The sequence below is a fragment of the Pseudomonas sp. FSL W5-0203 genome, assembly GCF_001896155.1.
In the GTDB taxonomy this organism is placed as follows: Bacteria; Pseudomonadota; Gammaproteobacteria; order Pseudomonadales; family Pseudomonadaceae; genus Aquipseudomonas; species Aquipseudomonas paracarnis.
The window spans coordinates 23,473-39,047 of the sequence record NZ_MPOR01000017.1; the positions used below are offsets into that span (position 1 = coordinate 23,473).

The following is a 15,575-nucleotide window of genomic DNA, read 5'->3' on the forward strand; positions in this document are numbered from 1 at the left end:
TCATGCTTCCTTGTTCCACAAAACAGCCGATCCTTTCATCACGCCCACTGCCACTGCGAACAACAGCAATACCGTACCCGCCAGCAGCCACGGCGACGGCAGGGATGGCTGTGACATCAGCATGAACGCCAGCGGCGGTGTGATCATCACGCCGATATTCACCCCCGCCGAGTAATAGCCGAGGTTGCGGTCAACGGTGTGACGGCTGGAGATACTGCTGACGTAGTGGGTGATACCGGGGAACACAACCATCTCCCCCAGGCTCCAGAGCACGGTGGCGGCCAGCAACAATGCACCGATATGGCTGAAGCCCATCAGGAAAAACCCTACGCCGGCCATCAGGAAACCCGCCACCAGTGAGCGACTGCTCGACAGGTGCGACATGCGTTGGTTAATCGGTACTTCGAATAGAATCACCAGCAGTGCATTGATAAAAAAGATGATGCCGACGTAGTAGGCCGGCAACTCGGTGTAGTTGATGATGTAGGCCGACAGAAACGTTGGCGGCAGCGCATAGGCGATGTGCACCGGCAACGCTGCCAGCAGAATCACCAGCAAGCGCGAACGCTCGTGCATTGCGCTTTCCGGCAGCCCATTGCCTTTACTGGCAACGCCAGCCCCTTGTGTCACCGGCACCGTACGCCCAAACCACAGGCAGGCGATAAAGGCGACAAGGGACAACGCCGCGTTGAGGTAGAACACCGCATCGGCGTTACTCAGGAAAATCAGGCTGCCCAAGAGCGGCCCGATTGCCATGCCGATGTTGATCGCCAGGCGGTTGCAGGAGAACGCCACTTTGCGCGATTCGCTACTGCTGTGAGCCACTGTTTCGGAGAACGTGGCGGGGGTGAATGCTTCGTAGCAGCCCCCCCATAGAAACGACAGCACAAACAACACCACGGTGTTATCCACCGACGGAATGATCAGCAGCAGCACCGCATTGAGCAGTAACGAACCGAGGATCACCCGATTGGCAGAAAAACGTTTGATCACCCCGCCGATGATCAAGTCCACAAACAACGCACCCGCGCCATACACGCCCACCAGCAAACCTGCGGTGCCCGCCGATACGGCGTGCTGATGAATCAGGTACGCCGCATAGAAAGGGAACGCCATGGTGCCCATGCGGAACACCAGGGTGATCAGGAACAGCAACTGCAAGCGGGCATTGAGCCCACGTAAAGCGCGATAGGTGCCCATCATCAGCGGATCACATAGACGTGGTCTTTGTTCTGGCGAATCTGCTCGTAATCCTCGTCGATACTGCGCTGGCTCTCCGATACCAGAAACACCCGCAGAGGGCTGCTGAGCAGGTCCACGGTCTTTTTCATCAACTTGCCGGCCTTGTATTTGACGCTCAGCTTATGCACCGAGGGCAGCGCCTCGATCAGTTGGATAGCTGAGTCGTTGAAGCCAGTGACCTCACCTTGCAGCGTGGTATCGGTGTTGATGACACAGGCTTCCTTGAGCTTTTGATAGCGCTTGCCGGCATAGTTTGCCTTGAACGCCTCACCATCGCAGTACGCCAGATAGGTGAGCTGCGCCTGGTTGCCGCCCAGGCTGATGTCGTGGAATCGGGGCTCCATGTTGCCGTTCAAGCGAGCACCGACTTCTACCAGCGCAGGGCCGGCTTCAGTGAGGATCACTTCCGAATGGGCTGGGCCGTTATTGATACCCAACGCCTTGAGCGCCTGCACGATGTAATCGACCAGTACGTTGGCCTCGGCACTGTCCGGCGCAATCAGAACGTCACGGTCATAGATGTTCTTGCCGCCACTGATTTCACGCTTCACATAACGCCAGATCCCACAGACGTAGGCCTGCCCATCACGGCTGACGGTATCGACGATATACTCCGGGCCCTTGAGGTAGGACTGGCAAAGAATTTCGGTGTTGGCCAGGCCGAAGATATCCAGGTTGGATATGACTTCCTCACAGGCGCGCTTGACGTCCTCGACGTTGTGGCAGATCGAGACGCCGTCTGTCGAAGCCGAGCTCAGCGGTTTGATCACGCACGGAAACACATGGCCGGCCTCTACCCAAGCCAGCAGTTGCTGGGGGTCCGAGGATTTGATCTGGCGGGCGGTCAACAGGCCCGCGGCCGCGACTTTATTGATCATCTCAAACTTGTCGCGGCGCGCACGTGACCCCGCGCTGCCGTTGGAAGTGGACAACTGCAGTTGTTCGCTCAAGTAGTCGGCAAATGGCACGCCTGGCTCCTGGCCAGCAATGACGGCGACTACGTTGAATTCGCGCAGGCGTTGCACGATCTCTTCAGCGTTGTCGTTGAACGCCAAATTGTGTTCGAACTCCGACAGATTCGGCCCGAGCATGCTCGGCATCAACTCTGGGGTACTCTGTACATGGATCAGGCTGAAGCCCGCATCCCGAAAATATTGCGGCAGGAAATTACCGCTCGAGTAGACATCCACCAATGCGACGTACTGCTTCATAAGAATGTCCTTTTTCAGTAATGAGTGGCGGTTTCAGAGGCCCGTGGCGAAGCCACGTCATCCAGCGCCAGGAAAATGTTCTGCGGAAACTCAGCCACACGGTGCAACAGGTGCAGGTACCAATTGATGCCATACACCGCCGACACGCGGGCCTTGACCTGACCCTGGTTTTTCACCTTCTGAATCAATTCAGGGCGCACACCGTGAAGCATCTCCAGCTCGCCTCGGTCGGCGATGCGGCTGGTGAGGATTTCTTCAACCAGCTGTGGGTCCTGGGTCGCGAAAGCGAACGGGCCACGGCCGCCATTGATTCGGTCCAGCAACCCCAGGTAACGCTCGTTGAGCGCATTGCCACGCGGTAAAGCAATCGCGGCAGGCTCAGCATAGACGCCTTTGACCAAGCGTACTTTGCAGCCCGTTTCCAGGACCGCCCCGAGGTCATCCGGGGTTCGATTCAATTGCGCCTGCAAGGTGATACCCACGTTGGGAAAGCGCCCGCTCAGTTGCAGGAAGATATCGAGGATCGAATCCGTCCATTGAGAACGCTCCATACTGATGATCACACCGATATCCTTATCGGCTGCATGGGTGAGGATCTTCGAGCAGTTCTCAATCGCCAGTTCGCGGGAAATGATGGTGCCGACGTTGGACAGGTCGAACCCCAACTGCGGGGGTTCTTCAAGCTTGGGATGCTGTGCAATCAAGTCGATGAGTTTCAGGTACTCATCGGTAGCCGTGGTGACCTCGGCTAATGTCGTCGCTTCCTCGCCAACGAACTCGACACCGGTGCGATAGCCTTTCTCCAGCAGGGCCCCAAGCTTATCAAGCATCTCCAGGCGATCTTCGGAGATGATGTAACGAAGAGCGGCGGGCCGCAGGAAATCGCGCAGCGTCTCGCTCTGCAGGAACAAATCGCGATAGGTTTTGTTCGCCGCCAGTTTCTTCAGGGCCAGGGTTGCCAGCAGGCTGTTGTCGGTCGTGTTCATGGCATTAAACCCCGTAGGACTGGTTGAGCATACGACGTGCGAAACTCGAATCGTCGGTGTGGTTGGCAATCTTGTGAGCGCGGAACTTGGACGCGTAACTGAGCAACGTTTCCTTGTGGCGGCTCTGCCGATCACGGGTAAAGATCCCGGCCCACAGGTTGTCCCAGCGCGCGTACTCAGGGTGAGTCATCAGCAGCTTATGAGCCTTGCGCATATTCCAGTGGGGAATGGACGGATGTAGGTGATGCACGAGGTGGTAATTGTCGTCGTGGCGACCGAAAAAGAAGTTCTCCAAAACATTGCCTTTACGGTTGCGGGTCAGCAACAACTTGTCGGTCTCAACCGCCGGCATCGGATAATGCTCGGCCAACTCGATGATCCAGCCTACGGCCACGGCGGTGGTAAACAGCGGCACCAGCCAGAACAACACCCATTCAGCGACCACCCCAAACCAGGCGACCACAGCAAAAATTACCGCCCAATAAGCCCACATCATCATGCGTTCCTTGCGGATGCGCGGGTCTTGCCCCTGGACACGGTCCTTGACCACATACTTGATGTACTGAAGAGTTCTGTAGCCGGATAGCGCCATCACGACGTTCTTCAAGAAGAACTCGCGCTCGCTTTGTTGAAGGTCATACAGGCCGCACTTGAGATGGAAATTGTAGTCAGGGTCTTTTTCTGGATGCCCCAAGTGCACGTGGTGGTTCTTGATGTGCGAAGTGCTGTAGGACTGGTACAAGTGGAAGACCAGATACCCAGAAAGAAACGTACCGGCAAACCAGTTGATCGCACGGTTTTTTGCCAACACCTTGTGGGTTGACTCATGTAGTACGTTAGTCAAAGCACGTTGGGTGGTGCCGATTAGAAACAGCGAAACCGGGTAGAACCAATAGCTGATGCCCAACGACAGGTAAATGGCAAACGCAATAATTGCATAGTCCTTACCCAGTGCGATGGCCCAGTGATAGTTATCTTTTTTACACAAGTGTTTAAGCATCCCGAATGTTTCCCGGGAAATACCGGCAGCGTATTCGCTAGCAGGTTCTTTGTTTTTATCGACCAGCATAATCACTCCATAATTAAGCGGCGCGCTGCAGCACTCGATCCGCGCAGGGCGAAGATGATTTTTTGAGTGCTGCGCCTATTGTTTTTTTTGCCTGAGCTAGACTCATCGGCTGCAAAAAAACTAAAGCACCGCTTAACAGTGAACAAGCTGCCCTTTTAGACAGGTAGCGCCAAATCACGCGCGCACGCGCGCGCTCGCCGATGAAAAATCATCGGCGAGCGCGGTATTTTTACGAGGGGGGCCTGCGGATCAGGCCTGTTCGCGGATGTAGCCCAGTTGCAAGGCTTTACGGATTGCGGACTTGCCGTTGGTGACATTCAACTTGCTGAAGATATTCTTCATATGAAACTTTACCGTACGCGGGCTCATGGAGACCAAGAGCGCTATTTCGTTATAGGTCTTGCCCAGGCTGGTCCAGGACAATACCTCTGTTTCGCGAGGCGTCAGCACGGTTTCGCGTACAACAGGGGCAGGCGAGGTTGCACCACTTTCCAGCGCCTCGTCGTAAACCGAGACCAGCAGCATCTGCAGTTCGCTTTTGTTGGCCAGCACTCTTTCGCGAAACTGTTGATGCTCTCCGAAACTGCACAGGTTGAGAATGGAATAAAAACCCTGGTTGCCATGCACAATAAAACTGGCGCCCTCGCCCACAGGCGCACACGGCCCCGGCACCGGCACCGCTTCTGCCGCAGGGGCCAGGATGTTTTCATCGCTCCAGAAAAACGGTTTTATGCGGCGCTTGGACAAGGACAACAAATGACCGCGTTGGTAAAAATCATCCGCCGCGTCACCGCGGTCCAGCGCATCGGGGTAATTGGTGATGATTTCCGCTTCGTCCAGCGTCGGCCCGCATTGATAAACCTCGAAATGCCCGAGGCCACGTCGACTCAGCTCGGCATCGAGCAATTGACGCACATCAGCGGGCTGAATGAGCGTGTTGTTATTGGCTTGACCATCGCTTCGCATGAATATCATCCCTGATGAGTGACAACGGGGTGAAGCTAGCGATCTGACGGAAGTGCTTCAATCCGGAAGCTTCTGATCAGAGCCGACCCACTCCGTAGGAAATTTCTCTAAACAGGGGAAAGAATGAAACACGCCTGACGGCCTTGTCCAGTGCTTCCGATGGCGAACCGACCGTGAGCAGCTATAGCGCCGCCTGATCAGACCACCTGCGTCGCAAAGGCCTCGCGAAAACGCTCCATCTCCCGCGAGTTGCCCACCGTCACCCGCACCCAATGCGGCCAGTCCTTCCATACCCGCCCAACCAACACATTCTGCGCCGCCAACTGCTCAATCACCTGCTCTGCCGGCCGCTTCACGTCGATCATGAAGCAGTTGCTGTGGGAGACGGTGCAGCTAAAGCCCCGGCCCTTGAGCCACGCGATTGTTTCATCGCGCAACCTGGCATTGAGCGCTTTGCGTTGGCCCACCAGTTGCGCGTCTTCCAGGCTGGCACGGGCGGCCAGCAAGCTGGCGCCGGCCGGGACGTTGTCGCCGCCAAACACCGCCAACCGCTCCAGCAACGCCGGGTGGCCGATCGCCAGGCCCAGGCGCGCACCGGCCATGCCGTAGATCTTGGAGAAGGTGCGCAGCACCAGCAGGTCGTCGTGGTCGTTGACCCAACTCACGCAACTGGGGGTATCGCAGAATTCGATATAAGCCTCGTCCACCACCAGCACGCTGCCCTTGGGTTTGTGCGCCAGGGCCCGCCGGATGGCATCGGTCGAGGTCAGGGTGCCGGTCGGGTTGTTGGGGTTACACAGGTACAACATGCCGGCCTGTGGGTCAGCCGCGAGCATGGCGGGCACATCATGGGCGTGCTGGGCATCCAGGTTCACTTCATGCACCGGCGCCTTGATCGACTCGGCCGCCTGGCGCGGGACTTCGTAGGACGGCGTGGCCATCACCAGGCCGCGGGTCTGGCTGGCAAACGCCAGCACTGCGTAACGCAAGGCAGCCATCGAGCCGGCAAACACCCCGACGTTGTCTTCGGCTATACCCTGTTGTTGGGCGAACAGCGCGGCCAATGCGTACATATCGGGGTAAGGGTAACGTCCGGACGCTGCAATCGCGCGCTGCATTGCCTGGCGAGCCGCGTCTGAAGGGCCGTAGGGGCTTTCGTTGTAATTGAGCAGCACCTGGTCAGATTTTGTCGGCGCTGGGCTGGCGAGGGCCCATTTGAGCTGCCCCATCACAGGCAGGGCCGCGCCCAGCGCGAGAAGGGATCGACGACTGACACGCACCATGGTGACTACTCCTTGTAGAGGCGCGAGGGATTCGCGCAGGCCGTATAGAAGACTATGACGAGAAAGCCGTTGCCTGATTTACCACCAAGGCGTATCCCTGCACTCAGCACTTTATTGTTATAGCGGGCGCATGCAACACTTTCACTGCCGCGGACCTTCAAGAACGGGTTCTGCCGGCATGGACTGATGACTAAATGGAAGTGGTGAGCACTTGATACACAGACGGGAAAAAACCGAGCACTTGAAGAGCAACATCAAGTACTTGATCAAGAGTCGTGGCGAAACCCAGCTTTCGTTAAGCAGTGCCGCCGGCCTGACCAGGACCACCATCTACAACATCCTGGAAGGCAAGGTCGTTAACGTACAGCAGTCGACCATTCGCAAAATCTCGGACTTCTTCGGCGTCTCCTACGAAGAAATCGAGACCATCAGTTTTGAGGCCAAGGAAGTCATCGAGAGCAATGTTTCCCCACTGGGTAACAAGAACCCGGCGGCAGTGCCTGTGCTCAAGGAAAGCCTGCTCATGCAGAACCTGGGCAAGCGCATCGGTGAACTGGCCACGCTTCATCCGCTGACGTACTACTTCGGCAGCGCCTGCAACTTGATCGGCGTGCGCCTGGAGCACGGGATTCCGGGCCTCAATGAACCGGGGGACTTGCTGATCGTGCAGAAAGGCTCGTCGAGCGACGATAAAGAAAAGCTGGTGTACGACCGCGCCACCAAGAAGCTGTTCATCACCCTCGAACCCTGCGGGAACTCAGAGCGTTTGTGTGTCATCGGCGACATCCTTGAGGAGCGCTTCAATGACAACGTCTGAGGGCGCCGTGGAAAACAGCAAATACAAGTTACTGGGCTTTGAAAACGACAAACGCCTGGCGGTGATCATGGTGATCGCCACGGGCAAGGTCCTCAAGATCAAGCTGAGTGAAGTGCTCAGCAGTGAAATGATGGACAACTTCAACAAGATGGAAATCAAGAATCTGTACAAAAAATTCTACTCCCAAGGCGGGACACTGACCGCCTACGATATAAACGACCGCAATGAAAACTCCTGGATGATTTACATCATCCTGAACTTGCTGCTGTTCACCTTCTATATCTTCACCAGCATTGCCGCGACCAAACCGATTTACCTGGAGTCGTTGGGCATCATCGTCACGCCGGGCACGTTCCTGTACCCACTGACCTTCTTGATCGTGGACTTGCTCAACGAGAATTTTGGCTTGCGCCTGGCCAGGCGAGCCATTCTGTTTGCGTTTGCCAGCAACGCGATGATCATCATCCTGCTGTATGGCTCCACGTTCCTGCCGGGGCTACCGGGCTGGAAGCTGGATGGGCCTTATACCGACGTGATCCTGCAAGTGTCGTCGGTGCTGGTGGCCTCTTCGGTGTCGTTCCTGGTGTCGGAGAATATAAATTCCTATTTGCTGTGCAAGATCAAGGAGCTGACCAACTCCAGGTACCTATACCTGCGGATATTCCTCAGTACGTTCTTTGCAGTGATTATCGACAGCTTCCTGTTCTGCTTTATCGCCTTCTACGGGGCGATGCAGACCAGCGACATACTCAGCATGATCTATGTACAGATCGCGATCAAAGTCGGCTTTGCGTTCTTCAACATCCTGCCTGCCTACGGGGCACGTTCATTGTTCAAGCGCTATCAATAATCCTGTAAGAGCGAGCTTGCTCGCGAAGAACCCGAGCGCGCCGCGTTCAACCCGATGCGCTGCGTTATCGTTGACGTTCTTCGCGAGCAAGCTCGCTCCTACAAGGGTTATTTCAGCTGCAACTTGTGCTTGAGGCTCTGCATGACAGTTGTCTTGTTCTGCAGGTAGTCATTCAAGCCCCGAGCGCGCAGGTTGCACGCGTCACACTCGCCACAGCCGGTACCGATGATGCCGTTGTAGCAAGTCAGCGTCTGCTCGCGCACCAGCTCCAGTTGCCCGTGGTAGTCGGCCAGGGCCCAGGTTTCGGCCTTGTTCAGCCACATCAACGGGGTGTCGAGGCGCACGTCGTATTCCATGCCCAGCTTGAGGGCCTGGTTGAGTGCTTTGACAAACTCATCCCGGCAATCGGGGTAGCCTGAGAAGTCGGTTTCGCACACACCGGTGATGACGGTCTCGGCCTTCACTTGGTAGGCGTAGATCGCAGCCAGGGTCAGGAACAGGATGTTGCGCCCCGGCACAAAGGTACTCGGCAGGCTTTCACCCGAGCTGTTCACGGTCGGTACCGGGATGTTGTCGCGCGTCAGGCTGCTGATCGCCAGCTCATTGAGCAGGGACACATCCATCACTTTGTGCACAGTGGCCCCCAACTGCTTGGCCAGCTTCTGGGCCACTTCGATTTCTGCCACATGGCGCTGGCCGTAATCAAAGGTAATGCAGTGCACTTCGTCATACAGCGGCAGGGCCTGGATCAGACAGGTGGTCGAATCCTGCCCGCCACTGAAGACCATCACGGCTTTTTTACTCATTGCATTGCTTCCTGCATTTGTAGAATTGGGATGTAGGAGTGCGCTCGCTCGCGAAAAACGTCAACGATAACGCAGCGTATCCGGTTTAGCGCAGCGCTCAATAAAAAACCCCGCACGACTTTCGAAGGCGGGGCTTTTTTACTGCAAGACCACTCAGTGGGCGTAGGTCAGCAACAGCTCTTTCGGCACTTGGAAATCCAGGGACATCATCACGCTGAGCGCGGTGATGGTGAAAATCGAGAACACGAACAGCTTGCGCGCCCAGACGGTGTCATCCACCGCCTTGTAGCCGGTCCAGGCCATGTACAACCAGTACATGCCCATGGCGGCGGCGACGGCGAGGTAGCTCATGCCGGCGTAGCCACTGAAGGTCAACATCAAGGTCGCCACGAGGAAGGCCAGGATGTAGAGCAGAATATGTTTCTTGGCCACCTGGATGCCACGCTTGACCGGCAATACCGGAATCGACGCAGCCAGGTAGTCATTGAAGCGGAAAATCGCGATGGCGTAGGAGTGCGGCATCTGCCACAGGCTGAACATCACCAGCAGCACCAGCGCGGCCATGTCGAAGCTATTGGTCACAGCCACATAACCAATCACCGGCGGCATCGCCCCCGACAGACTGCCCACCAGCGTGCCGTGAACCGACTTGCGCTTGAGGTACAGGCTGTAGAGACCGACGTAGATGACAAAGCCAATCACGGCAAACAGCGCCGCCAATGGGTTGGCCACCTTGTACAACAGGGCCACACCGGCAACACCCAGGACGGTCGCAAAGATCAGTGCCAGCTTCAGGGAAATAAGCCCCTGGACCAGCACGCGATTCTTGGTGCGCTCCATCTTGATGTCGATGTCACGGTCGATGCAGTTGTTGAATACGCAACCGGAAGCAACCACCAGGGACGTACCGATCATTGCAGCCAGGAAGATGGCCAGATCGACATGTCCCTTGGAGGCCAGGAAGAAACCGCCCGCCACAGAAAGCACGTTACCGAAAATGATCCCCGGTTTGGTGATTTGGATAAAGTGCTTAAGCGACATCGGGTCTTACCTCACTTCGCCATCATGTAGGTGTGGATGCTGAACATGATCCACAGCGACAGACCAACCAGCAGAACGATCACCAGGCCTGCGAACACAAACGCGATCACGTTCTCGCGCTGCTCTTTGGAGCGGTCCAGGTGCAGGAAGTACACCAGGTGAACCAGAACCTGAATCACCGCGAACGCCAGGACGATCATCAAGGTGATCGACTTCGGCAAGGTTGGGTACATCACCAGGCCGAACGGGATCAGGGTCAGGATGACCGACAGGATGAAGCCGATGGCGTAAGACTTTACGCTGCCGTGGCTTGAATCGTGGCTGTCATGGGAGTGTGCATTAGCCATTACAGAGTCCCCATCAAGTAAACGACGGTGAATACGCAGATCCAGACCACGTCCAGGAAGTGCCAGAACAGGCTCAGGCAGCTCAGGCGGGTCTTGTTGGTGTTGGTCAGGCCGTGCTTATTGACCTGATACATCATCACTGCCATCCACAGCAGGCCAGCGGATACGTGCAGACCGTGGGTGCCGACCAGCGTGAAGAACGCCGACAGGAAACCGGAACGGTGCGGGCCGTAGCCTTCGGAGATCAGCAGGTGGAACTCGTTGATCTCCATGCCGATAAAGCCCAGGCCGAACAGGAAGGTCAGGCCCAGCCAGCTCAGTACGCCCTTCTTGTTGCCCTTGTAGAAGGCCAACATGGCGAAGCCGTAGGTGATCGAACTGAACAACAGCAAGGCGGTTTCGCCGAGCACGTAAGGCAGTTCGAAGATGTCGTGGCCCGACGGGCCACCCGCTACGTTGTTTACCAGTACCGCGTACACCGCGAAGATCGACGCAAACAAGATGCAGTCGGTCATCAGGTAGAGCCAGAAACCGTAGACGGTTATTGGCCCCGAGTCGTGGTGGTGGTCATCGTGCCCATGGTCATCGACATGGGCGTGTCCAGCATTGGTCACTAAGTTCGACATGGTTTAAGCCTGTTCCAACGAGGTTTCTACACGGTTGGCCGGGATCTTCTTCTCGGCTACCAGGCGAGCGTGCTGCTCGGCTTCGATGCGTTCGATCGTTTCGACCGGCACCATGTAGCCTTGATCATCACGGGCAGCGTGAATGATGAAGTAACCGATAGTGCCCACCAGGCTCGCGATTGCCAGCCACCAGATGTGCCAGATCATCGCGAAACCGAACACGGTCAACAGCGCACCCATCACCACGCCAGTGGCGGTGTTGTTTGGCATGTGGATCGGCTCGTAGTGCTTGGGCTTCTGGTACGCAGTACCGTCTTCCTTGGCTTCGGTGAACGCATCAATGGTGTTCGCAGTTGGGATCACGGCGAAGTTGTAGAACGGTGGTGGCGACGAGGTCGACCATTCCAGGGTGTGGCCGTTCCATGGGTCGCCGGATTCGCACATGTTCTGCTTGCGATCACGCACGCTGACATACAGCTGGATCAGCTGGCAGGCGATGCCCACAGCGATCATCACCGCACCGAACATGGCAACGTACAGGTACGGTACCCACTCAGGGTTGGTGGTGGCGTTCAGACGACGGGTCATGCCCATGAAGCCCAGTGCATAGAGCGGCATGAACGCGACGAAGAAGCCCGAGATCCAGAACCAGAACGCAGCCTTGCCCCAACCTTCGTGCAGCTTGAAGCCGAACGCTTTCGGGAAGTAGAAGCTGAAACCAGCGATGTAGCCGAATACCGCACCACCGATGATCACGTTGTGGAAGTGAGCGATCACGAACAGGCTGTTGTGCAGCACGAAGTCAGCACCCGGGATGGCCAGCAGTACGCCGGTCATGCCGCCGATGGCGAAGGTCACCATGAAGCCCAGGGTCCACAGAACCTGGCTGGTCATGCGCAGACGACCGTGGTAGATGGTGAACAGCCAGTTGAATAGCTTCACCCCCGTCGGGATGGAAATCAGCATCGTCGCCAGGCCGAAGAAGGCGTTGACGCTGGCCCCCGAACCCATGGTGAAGAAGTGGTGCAGCCATACCATGAAGCCCAGTACGGAGATTGCGCCCGAGGCGTAGACCATCGAGTGGTGACCGAACAGGCGCTTGCCGGTAAAGGTCGAGATCACTTCGGAGAAGATACCGAACGCCGGCAGGATCAGGATGTACACCTCAGGGTGACCCCATGCCCAGAACAGGTTCACGTACATCATTGGATTGCCACCAAGTTCATTGGTGAAAATGTGGAAATCCAGGTAACGGTCAAGCGACAGCAGCGCCATGGTAGCGGCCAGGATCGGGAACGAAGCCACGATCAGCACGTTTGCCCAGGTGCAGGTCCAGGTGAAGATCGGCATGTCCATCAGTTTCATGCCAGGGGCGCGCATTTTCAGGACGGTGGCCAGGAAGTTGACCCCCGTCAATGTCGTCCCGAGCCCTGATAACTGTAGCGCCCAGATGTAGTAGTCCACACCCACGCCCGGACTGTATTGCAAGCCCGACAATGGCGGATACGCAACCCAGCCGGTCTTGGCGAATTCGCCGACGCCCAGGGAAACGTTGATCAGCACCACGCCGGAAACCAGCAGCCAGAAGCTCAGGGAGTTCAGGAACGGGTAGGCAACGTCACGCGCACCAATCTGCAGCGGCAAGGCAAGGTTCATCAAGCCGGTGAAGAATGGCATCGCCATGAAGATGATCATGATCACACCGTGAGCGGTGAAGATCTGGTCATAGTGTTCAGGTGGCAGGTAGCCAGGCGAACCCTCGGTGGCCATGGCCAACTGGGTACGCATCATGATGGCGTCGGCAAAACCACGCAGCAGCATGACCATGGCAACGATGACGTACATGACGCCGATTTTCTTGTGGTCGACCGAGGTCAACCACTCGGTCCACAAGTAGGACCACTTCTTGAAATAGGTGATACCCGCAACCAGCGCCAAACCACCCAGCGCGATCATGGCGATAGTCACCATTACGATCGGCTCGTGGAATGGGACCGCGTCCCAACTTAATTTACCAAACATCGTTTACTCCTCTGCCCCAGCAGTTGAATGCGCGCCCGTATCAGAACCTTCAACCACGGCCACTTCTTTCTTCTCGTGCTTGACCGGCTTGCCTGGCTTCATACCTTCGTACTTGTCGACGATTTTCTGAAACAGGTCCGGCTCATACGCGGAGTACAAGGCGACAGGGTTGTTCTGGCTCGGTTTGGTCAGAGCGTCGTATTCAGCTTGATCAAGCTGTTTAGGTGCGGCCTTGACTGCAGCTACCCAGGCGTCGAAATCTTCCTGGCTTGTCGAGATCGCTTTGAATTTCATGCCGGTGAAGCCAGCGCCGCTGTAGTTGGCGGAGATGCCTTCCATTTCAGCTTTCTGGTTGGCGATCAGGTGCAGGCGGGTCTGCATGCCTGCCATCGCGTAGATCTGGCCACCCAGTGCTGGGATGAAGAACGAGTTCATCACGGCGTCGGAGGTGATCCGGAAATTAAGCGGGGTGTGCTCCGGGAAGCGGATCTCGTTGACAGTGGCGATACCCAGGTCCGGGTAGATGAACAGCCACTTCCAATCCAGCGCGACCACTTGGATGTTCACAGGCTTGACGTCGGACTCCAGCGGACGGTACGGGTCCAGCGCGTGGGTCGACTTATAGGTGATGTAACCCAGGGCGATGATGATGAGGATCGGAACCAGCCACACCGCGATCTCGATCTTGGTGGAGTGCGACCACTTCGGCGCGTAGGTAGCGCTGGTGTTGGACGCGCGGTATTTCCAGGCGAAGGCGAAGGTCATCACGATCACAGGCACCACAACCAGCAGCATCAGCAGGGTAGCGGTGATGATCAGGTTTCGTTCATCCAGACCGACCTGTCCTTTTGGGTCGAGCAAGGTCCACTTGCAGCCTCCCAGCATTAACATCATGCCAAGCAGCGGCAAAAAGCCTAGTAATCGGGGGTACCTGTTTTTACTCATCTCACGACCTCTAAAGCAGCTTGCGCAATGCAGTTGGGTTTTGATCGCCAACACTTCACCCTGCCAAGGGTTGGCATTTCTCTTCGATTGAATAAGAGCCTGCCCGACACGTCATGACTGTACGTTTCACGGACCTGCAGTGAGTTCTTATTCGATTTCGTGGCTAAAGGCCTTGTTACAGACCAATTCCATTTGGTGCGGATAGTTGAAAGGCTGCCGGAACCTGGGGTCGCATTGAGCCTTCCATCTGCTCCTCGACCGCTCCAATGCTCAAATATTGAACAGCACCGGACATTCAGTGCGGGCGATTGTAGTTAGCTAGCGATGTATAAACCATGTCTTATAAAGAAATAATTTTTATCGATTCCAGCAACAATCCTTCACCAAAGTTGCAAAGATTCGCGATCTTATCGTGTTCGATTCTCAACAAAAACCACAAAAATTGCCGTGTTATTGGGCACAGTGCCACTTCCCTTACGGCTTGTAAGGGCATGCGGATGCCGTCCAAGTCCCCATAAAACAAGGCATTCATAGAGGCAGCAGGGGTTGGAGCCGCACACAAATCGGGCCACTGCACGAACCACGAACTGACAGCACAATTTGTGCGCCGGGTGCAAATTAAAGGGCCGATTTGGCGGGTCAGAAACGTCCTGCGACAGCGTCCGTGTGACAACATGTCGCACGCTGCGCGCACCTTCCGTTGCCCCTCGTCACGGTGCTTTCACAAATCCCTACAAACAAAAACGCTCCGGCCTTCATTCAGAAGGAACGGAGCGTTTGGCAGCCGCGGCGACTCAGGCTTTGGGGTGACGGTTGCGATAGATGCACAGGGGCACCAGGATCGCCGTCAGCACGAATGCCACCAGTGCCCATTGGGCCAGGGACAGGCCGAGGATCGGTGGGTAGGGGGTGCTGCAGAAGCCGTCGACCTGGAAGCCCAGGGGAAACACCTTGGCCAGGGGCAGGTCGTCGACGATCGGCTGCAACACATCGATGCCGCAGCTGACTTGGGGGAAAAACTGGGTGTACACATGGTGGCCGGCCGCAGCCACGCCACCCAAGGCGCTGAGCACCACCCACCCTTCAAAGAACGTCAGCGCGCCCTTGGTGCGCATGGCGGCGCCGATGAACGCAAAGAGCGCAATCAGCAGCAAGGCGTAGCGCTGCAGAATGCACAGCGGGCACGGCGCTTCGCCCAGCACCACTTGCATGTACAGCGCCCCGCCAATCAGCGCCAGGCAGATGATGCCCAGCAACACCAGAAAGCGCCGCTCCCTGCCTAAACGCATGTCGTCAATCATCCCCGTCTTTCCCTTTCTCTGATTATGGTTGTGCCTGATGGCAACGAGTTTACACACAGGCAG

General features: G+C 56.6%; 15 protein-coding genes. 2 read left to right on the forward strand and 13 right to left on the reverse strand.

Annotation, left to right across the window (positions count from 1 at the left end; translation table 11 throughout):
- The 6 genes from BOP96_RS16305 to ptaA form a co-directional block, all read right to left on the reverse strand.
- The gene (locus tag BOP96_RS16305) at nt 1-1,203 is read right to left on the reverse strand and encodes an MFS transporter (RefSeq protein ID WP_019817486.1); all 1,203 of its coding nucleotides are present in this window, start codon (nt 1,201-1,203) and stop codon (nt 1-3) included.
- Complete coding sequence (locus tag BOP96_RS16310; protein WP_014719857.1) at nt 1,203-2,453, reverse strand: ATP-grasp domain-containing protein; 1,251 nt, start codon at nt 2,451-2,453, stop codon at nt 1,203-1,205. Before BOP96_RS16310 ends, BOP96_RS16305 begins: the two co-directional genes overlap by 1 nt.
- A 14-nt stretch (nt 2,454-2,467) precedes the next feature.
- Nucleotides 2,468-3,439, reverse strand: coding sequence for a proline dehydrogenase family protein (locus BOP96_RS16315; RefSeq protein ID WP_032903658.1), 972 nt, complete (start codon nt 3,437-3,439; stop codon nt 2,468-2,470).
- A 4-nt stretch (nt 3,440-3,443) separates the two neighbouring features.
- Nucleotides 3,444-4,508, reverse strand: coding sequence for a fatty acid desaturase family protein (locus tag BOP96_RS16320; RefSeq protein ID WP_014719859.1), 1,065 nt, complete (start codon nt 4,506-4,508; stop codon nt 3,444-3,446).
- 249 nt (nt 4,509-4,757) lie between these two features.
- Nucleotides 4,758-5,474 (reverse strand): helix-turn-helix transcriptional regulator, encoded by a 717-nt coding sequence (locus BOP96_RS16325; RefSeq protein WP_014719860.1) that lies wholly within the window; start codon nt 5,472-5,474, stop codon nt 4,758-4,760.
- A gap of 197 nt (nt 5,475-5,671) precedes the next feature.
- Nucleotides 5,672-6,757 (reverse strand): pyoverdine biosynthesis transaminase PtaA, encoded by a 1,086-nt coding sequence (gene ptaA, locus BOP96_RS16330; protein WP_014719861.1) that lies wholly within the window; start codon nt 6,755-6,757, stop codon nt 5,672-5,674.
- A 211-nt stretch (nt 6,758-6,968) separates the two neighbouring features.
- On the opposite strand from ptaA, the gene BOP96_RS16335 reads away from it, so the two are divergent.
- On the forward strand, nt 6,969-7,574 hold the full coding sequence (locus tag BOP96_RS16335) for a helix-turn-helix transcriptional regulator (protein WP_003194047.1): 606 nt from the start codon (nt 6,969-6,971) through the stop codon (nt 7,572-7,574).
- A complete protein-coding gene (locus BOP96_RS16340; protein WP_014719862.1) occupies nt 7,561-8,424 on the forward strand; it encodes a queuosine precursor transporter in 864 nt (287 codons plus the stop codon). The genes BOP96_RS16335 and BOP96_RS16340 overlap by 14 nt, the downstream gene beginning before the upstream one ends.
- Nucleotides 8,425-8,531: 107 nt before the next feature.
- Here the strand turns inward: BOP96_RS16340 and queC are convergent, their stop codons facing one another.
- The 7 genes from queC to BOP96_RS16385 form a co-directional block, all read right to left on the reverse strand.
- Nucleotides 8,532-9,230: a 7-cyano-7-deazaguanine synthase QueC gene (queC, locus tag BOP96_RS16350; RefSeq protein ID WP_014719863.1), complete on the reverse strand. Its 699-nt coding sequence runs from the start codon at nt 9,228-9,230 to the stop codon at nt 8,532-8,534.
- 153 nt (nt 9,231-9,383) lie between these two features.
- The gene (gene cyoE / locus BOP96_RS16355; RefSeq protein ID WP_019817484.1) at nt 9,384-10,271 is read right to left on the reverse strand and encodes a heme o synthase; all 888 of its coding nucleotides are present in this window, start codon (nt 10,269-10,271) and stop codon (nt 9,384-9,386) included.
- An 11-nt stretch (nt 10,272-10,282) separates the two neighbouring features.
- Nucleotides 10,283-10,618 (reverse strand): cytochrome o ubiquinol oxidase subunit IV, encoded by a 336-nt coding sequence (gene cyoD, locus BOP96_RS16360; protein ID WP_003194051.1) that lies wholly within the window; start codon nt 10,616-10,618, stop codon nt 10,283-10,285.
- The gene (locus tag BOP96_RS16365) at nt 10,618-11,244 is read right to left on the reverse strand and encodes a cytochrome o ubiquinol oxidase subunit III (protein ID WP_003194052.1); all 627 of its coding nucleotides are present in this window, start codon (nt 11,242-11,244) and stop codon (nt 10,618-10,620) included. The genes cyoD and BOP96_RS16365 overlap by 1 nt, the downstream gene beginning before the upstream one ends.
- Nucleotides 11,245-11,247: 3 nt before the next feature.
- Complete coding sequence (gene cyoB / locus BOP96_RS16370) at nt 11,248-13,266, reverse strand: cytochrome o ubiquinol oxidase subunit I (RefSeq protein ID WP_003194053.1); 2,019 nt, start codon at nt 13,264-13,266, stop codon at nt 11,248-11,250.
- 3 nt (nt 13,267-13,269) lie between these two features.
- Nucleotides 13,270-14,211: a ubiquinol oxidase subunit II gene (gene cyoA / locus BOP96_RS16375; protein ID WP_003194054.1), complete on the reverse strand. Its 942-nt coding sequence runs from the start codon at nt 14,209-14,211 to the stop codon at nt 13,270-13,272.
- A gap of 794 nt (nt 14,212-15,005) precedes the next feature.
- Entirely contained in the window at nt 15,006-15,512 is a 507-nt protein-coding gene (locus BOP96_RS16385) for a disulfide bond formation protein B (protein WP_014719865.1), read from the reverse strand.
- Nucleotides 15,513-15,575 lie beyond the last annotated feature (63 nt).

Coding starts and splice junctions, on each gene's coding strand:
- ptaA (WP_014719861.1), bottom strand. CDS start 6,757: ATGGTGCGTGTCAGTCGTCGATCCCTTCTCGCGCTGGGCGCGGCCCTG.
- BOP96_RS16320 (WP_014719859.1), bottom strand. CDS start 4,508: ATGCTGGTCGATAAAAACAAAGAACCTGCTAGCGAATACGCTGCCGGT.
- BOP96_RS16385 (WP_014719865.1), bottom strand. CDS start 15,512: ATGATTGACGACATGCGTTTAGGCAGGGAGCGGCGCTTTCTGGTGTTG.
- cyoE (WP_019817484.1), bottom strand. CDS start 10,271: ATGTCGCTTAAGCACTTTATCCAAATCACCAAACCGGGGATCATTTTC.
- queC (WP_014719863.1), bottom strand. CDS start 9,230: ATGAGTAAAAAAGCCGTGATGGTCTTCAGTGGCGGGCAGGATTCGACC.
- BOP96_RS16305 (WP_019817486.1), bottom strand. CDS start 1,203: ATGATGGGCACCTATCGCGCTTTACGTGGGCTCAATGCCCGCTTGCAG.
- BOP96_RS16310 (WP_014719857.1), bottom strand. CDS start 2,453: ATGAAGCAGTACGTCGCATTGGTGGATGTCTACTCGAGCGGTAATTTC.
- cyoA (WP_003194054.1), bottom strand. CDS start 14,211: ATGAGTAAAAACAGGTACCCCCGATTACTAGGCTTTTTGCCGCTGCTT.
- cyoD (WP_003194051.1), bottom strand. CDS start 10,618: ATGGCTAATGCACACTCCCATGACAGCCACGATTCAAGCCACGGCAGC.
- BOP96_RS16325 (WP_014719860.1), bottom strand. CDS start 5,474: ATGCGAAGCGATGGTCAAGCCAATAACAACACGCTCATTCAGCCCGCT.
- cyoB (WP_003194053.1), bottom strand. CDS start 13,266: ATGTTTGGTAAATTAAGTTGGGACGCGGTCCCATTCCACGAGCCGATC.
- BOP96_RS16365 (WP_003194052.1), bottom strand. CDS start 11,244: ATGTCGAACTTAGTGACCAATGCTGGACACGCCCATGTCGATGACCAT.
- BOP96_RS16340 (WP_014719862.1), top strand. CDS start 7,561: ATGACAACGTCTGAGGGCGCCGTGGAAAACAGCAAATACAAGTTACTG.
- BOP96_RS16315 (WP_032903658.1), bottom strand. CDS start 3,439: ATGAACACGACCGACAACAGCCTGCTGGCAACCCTGGCCCTGAAGAAA.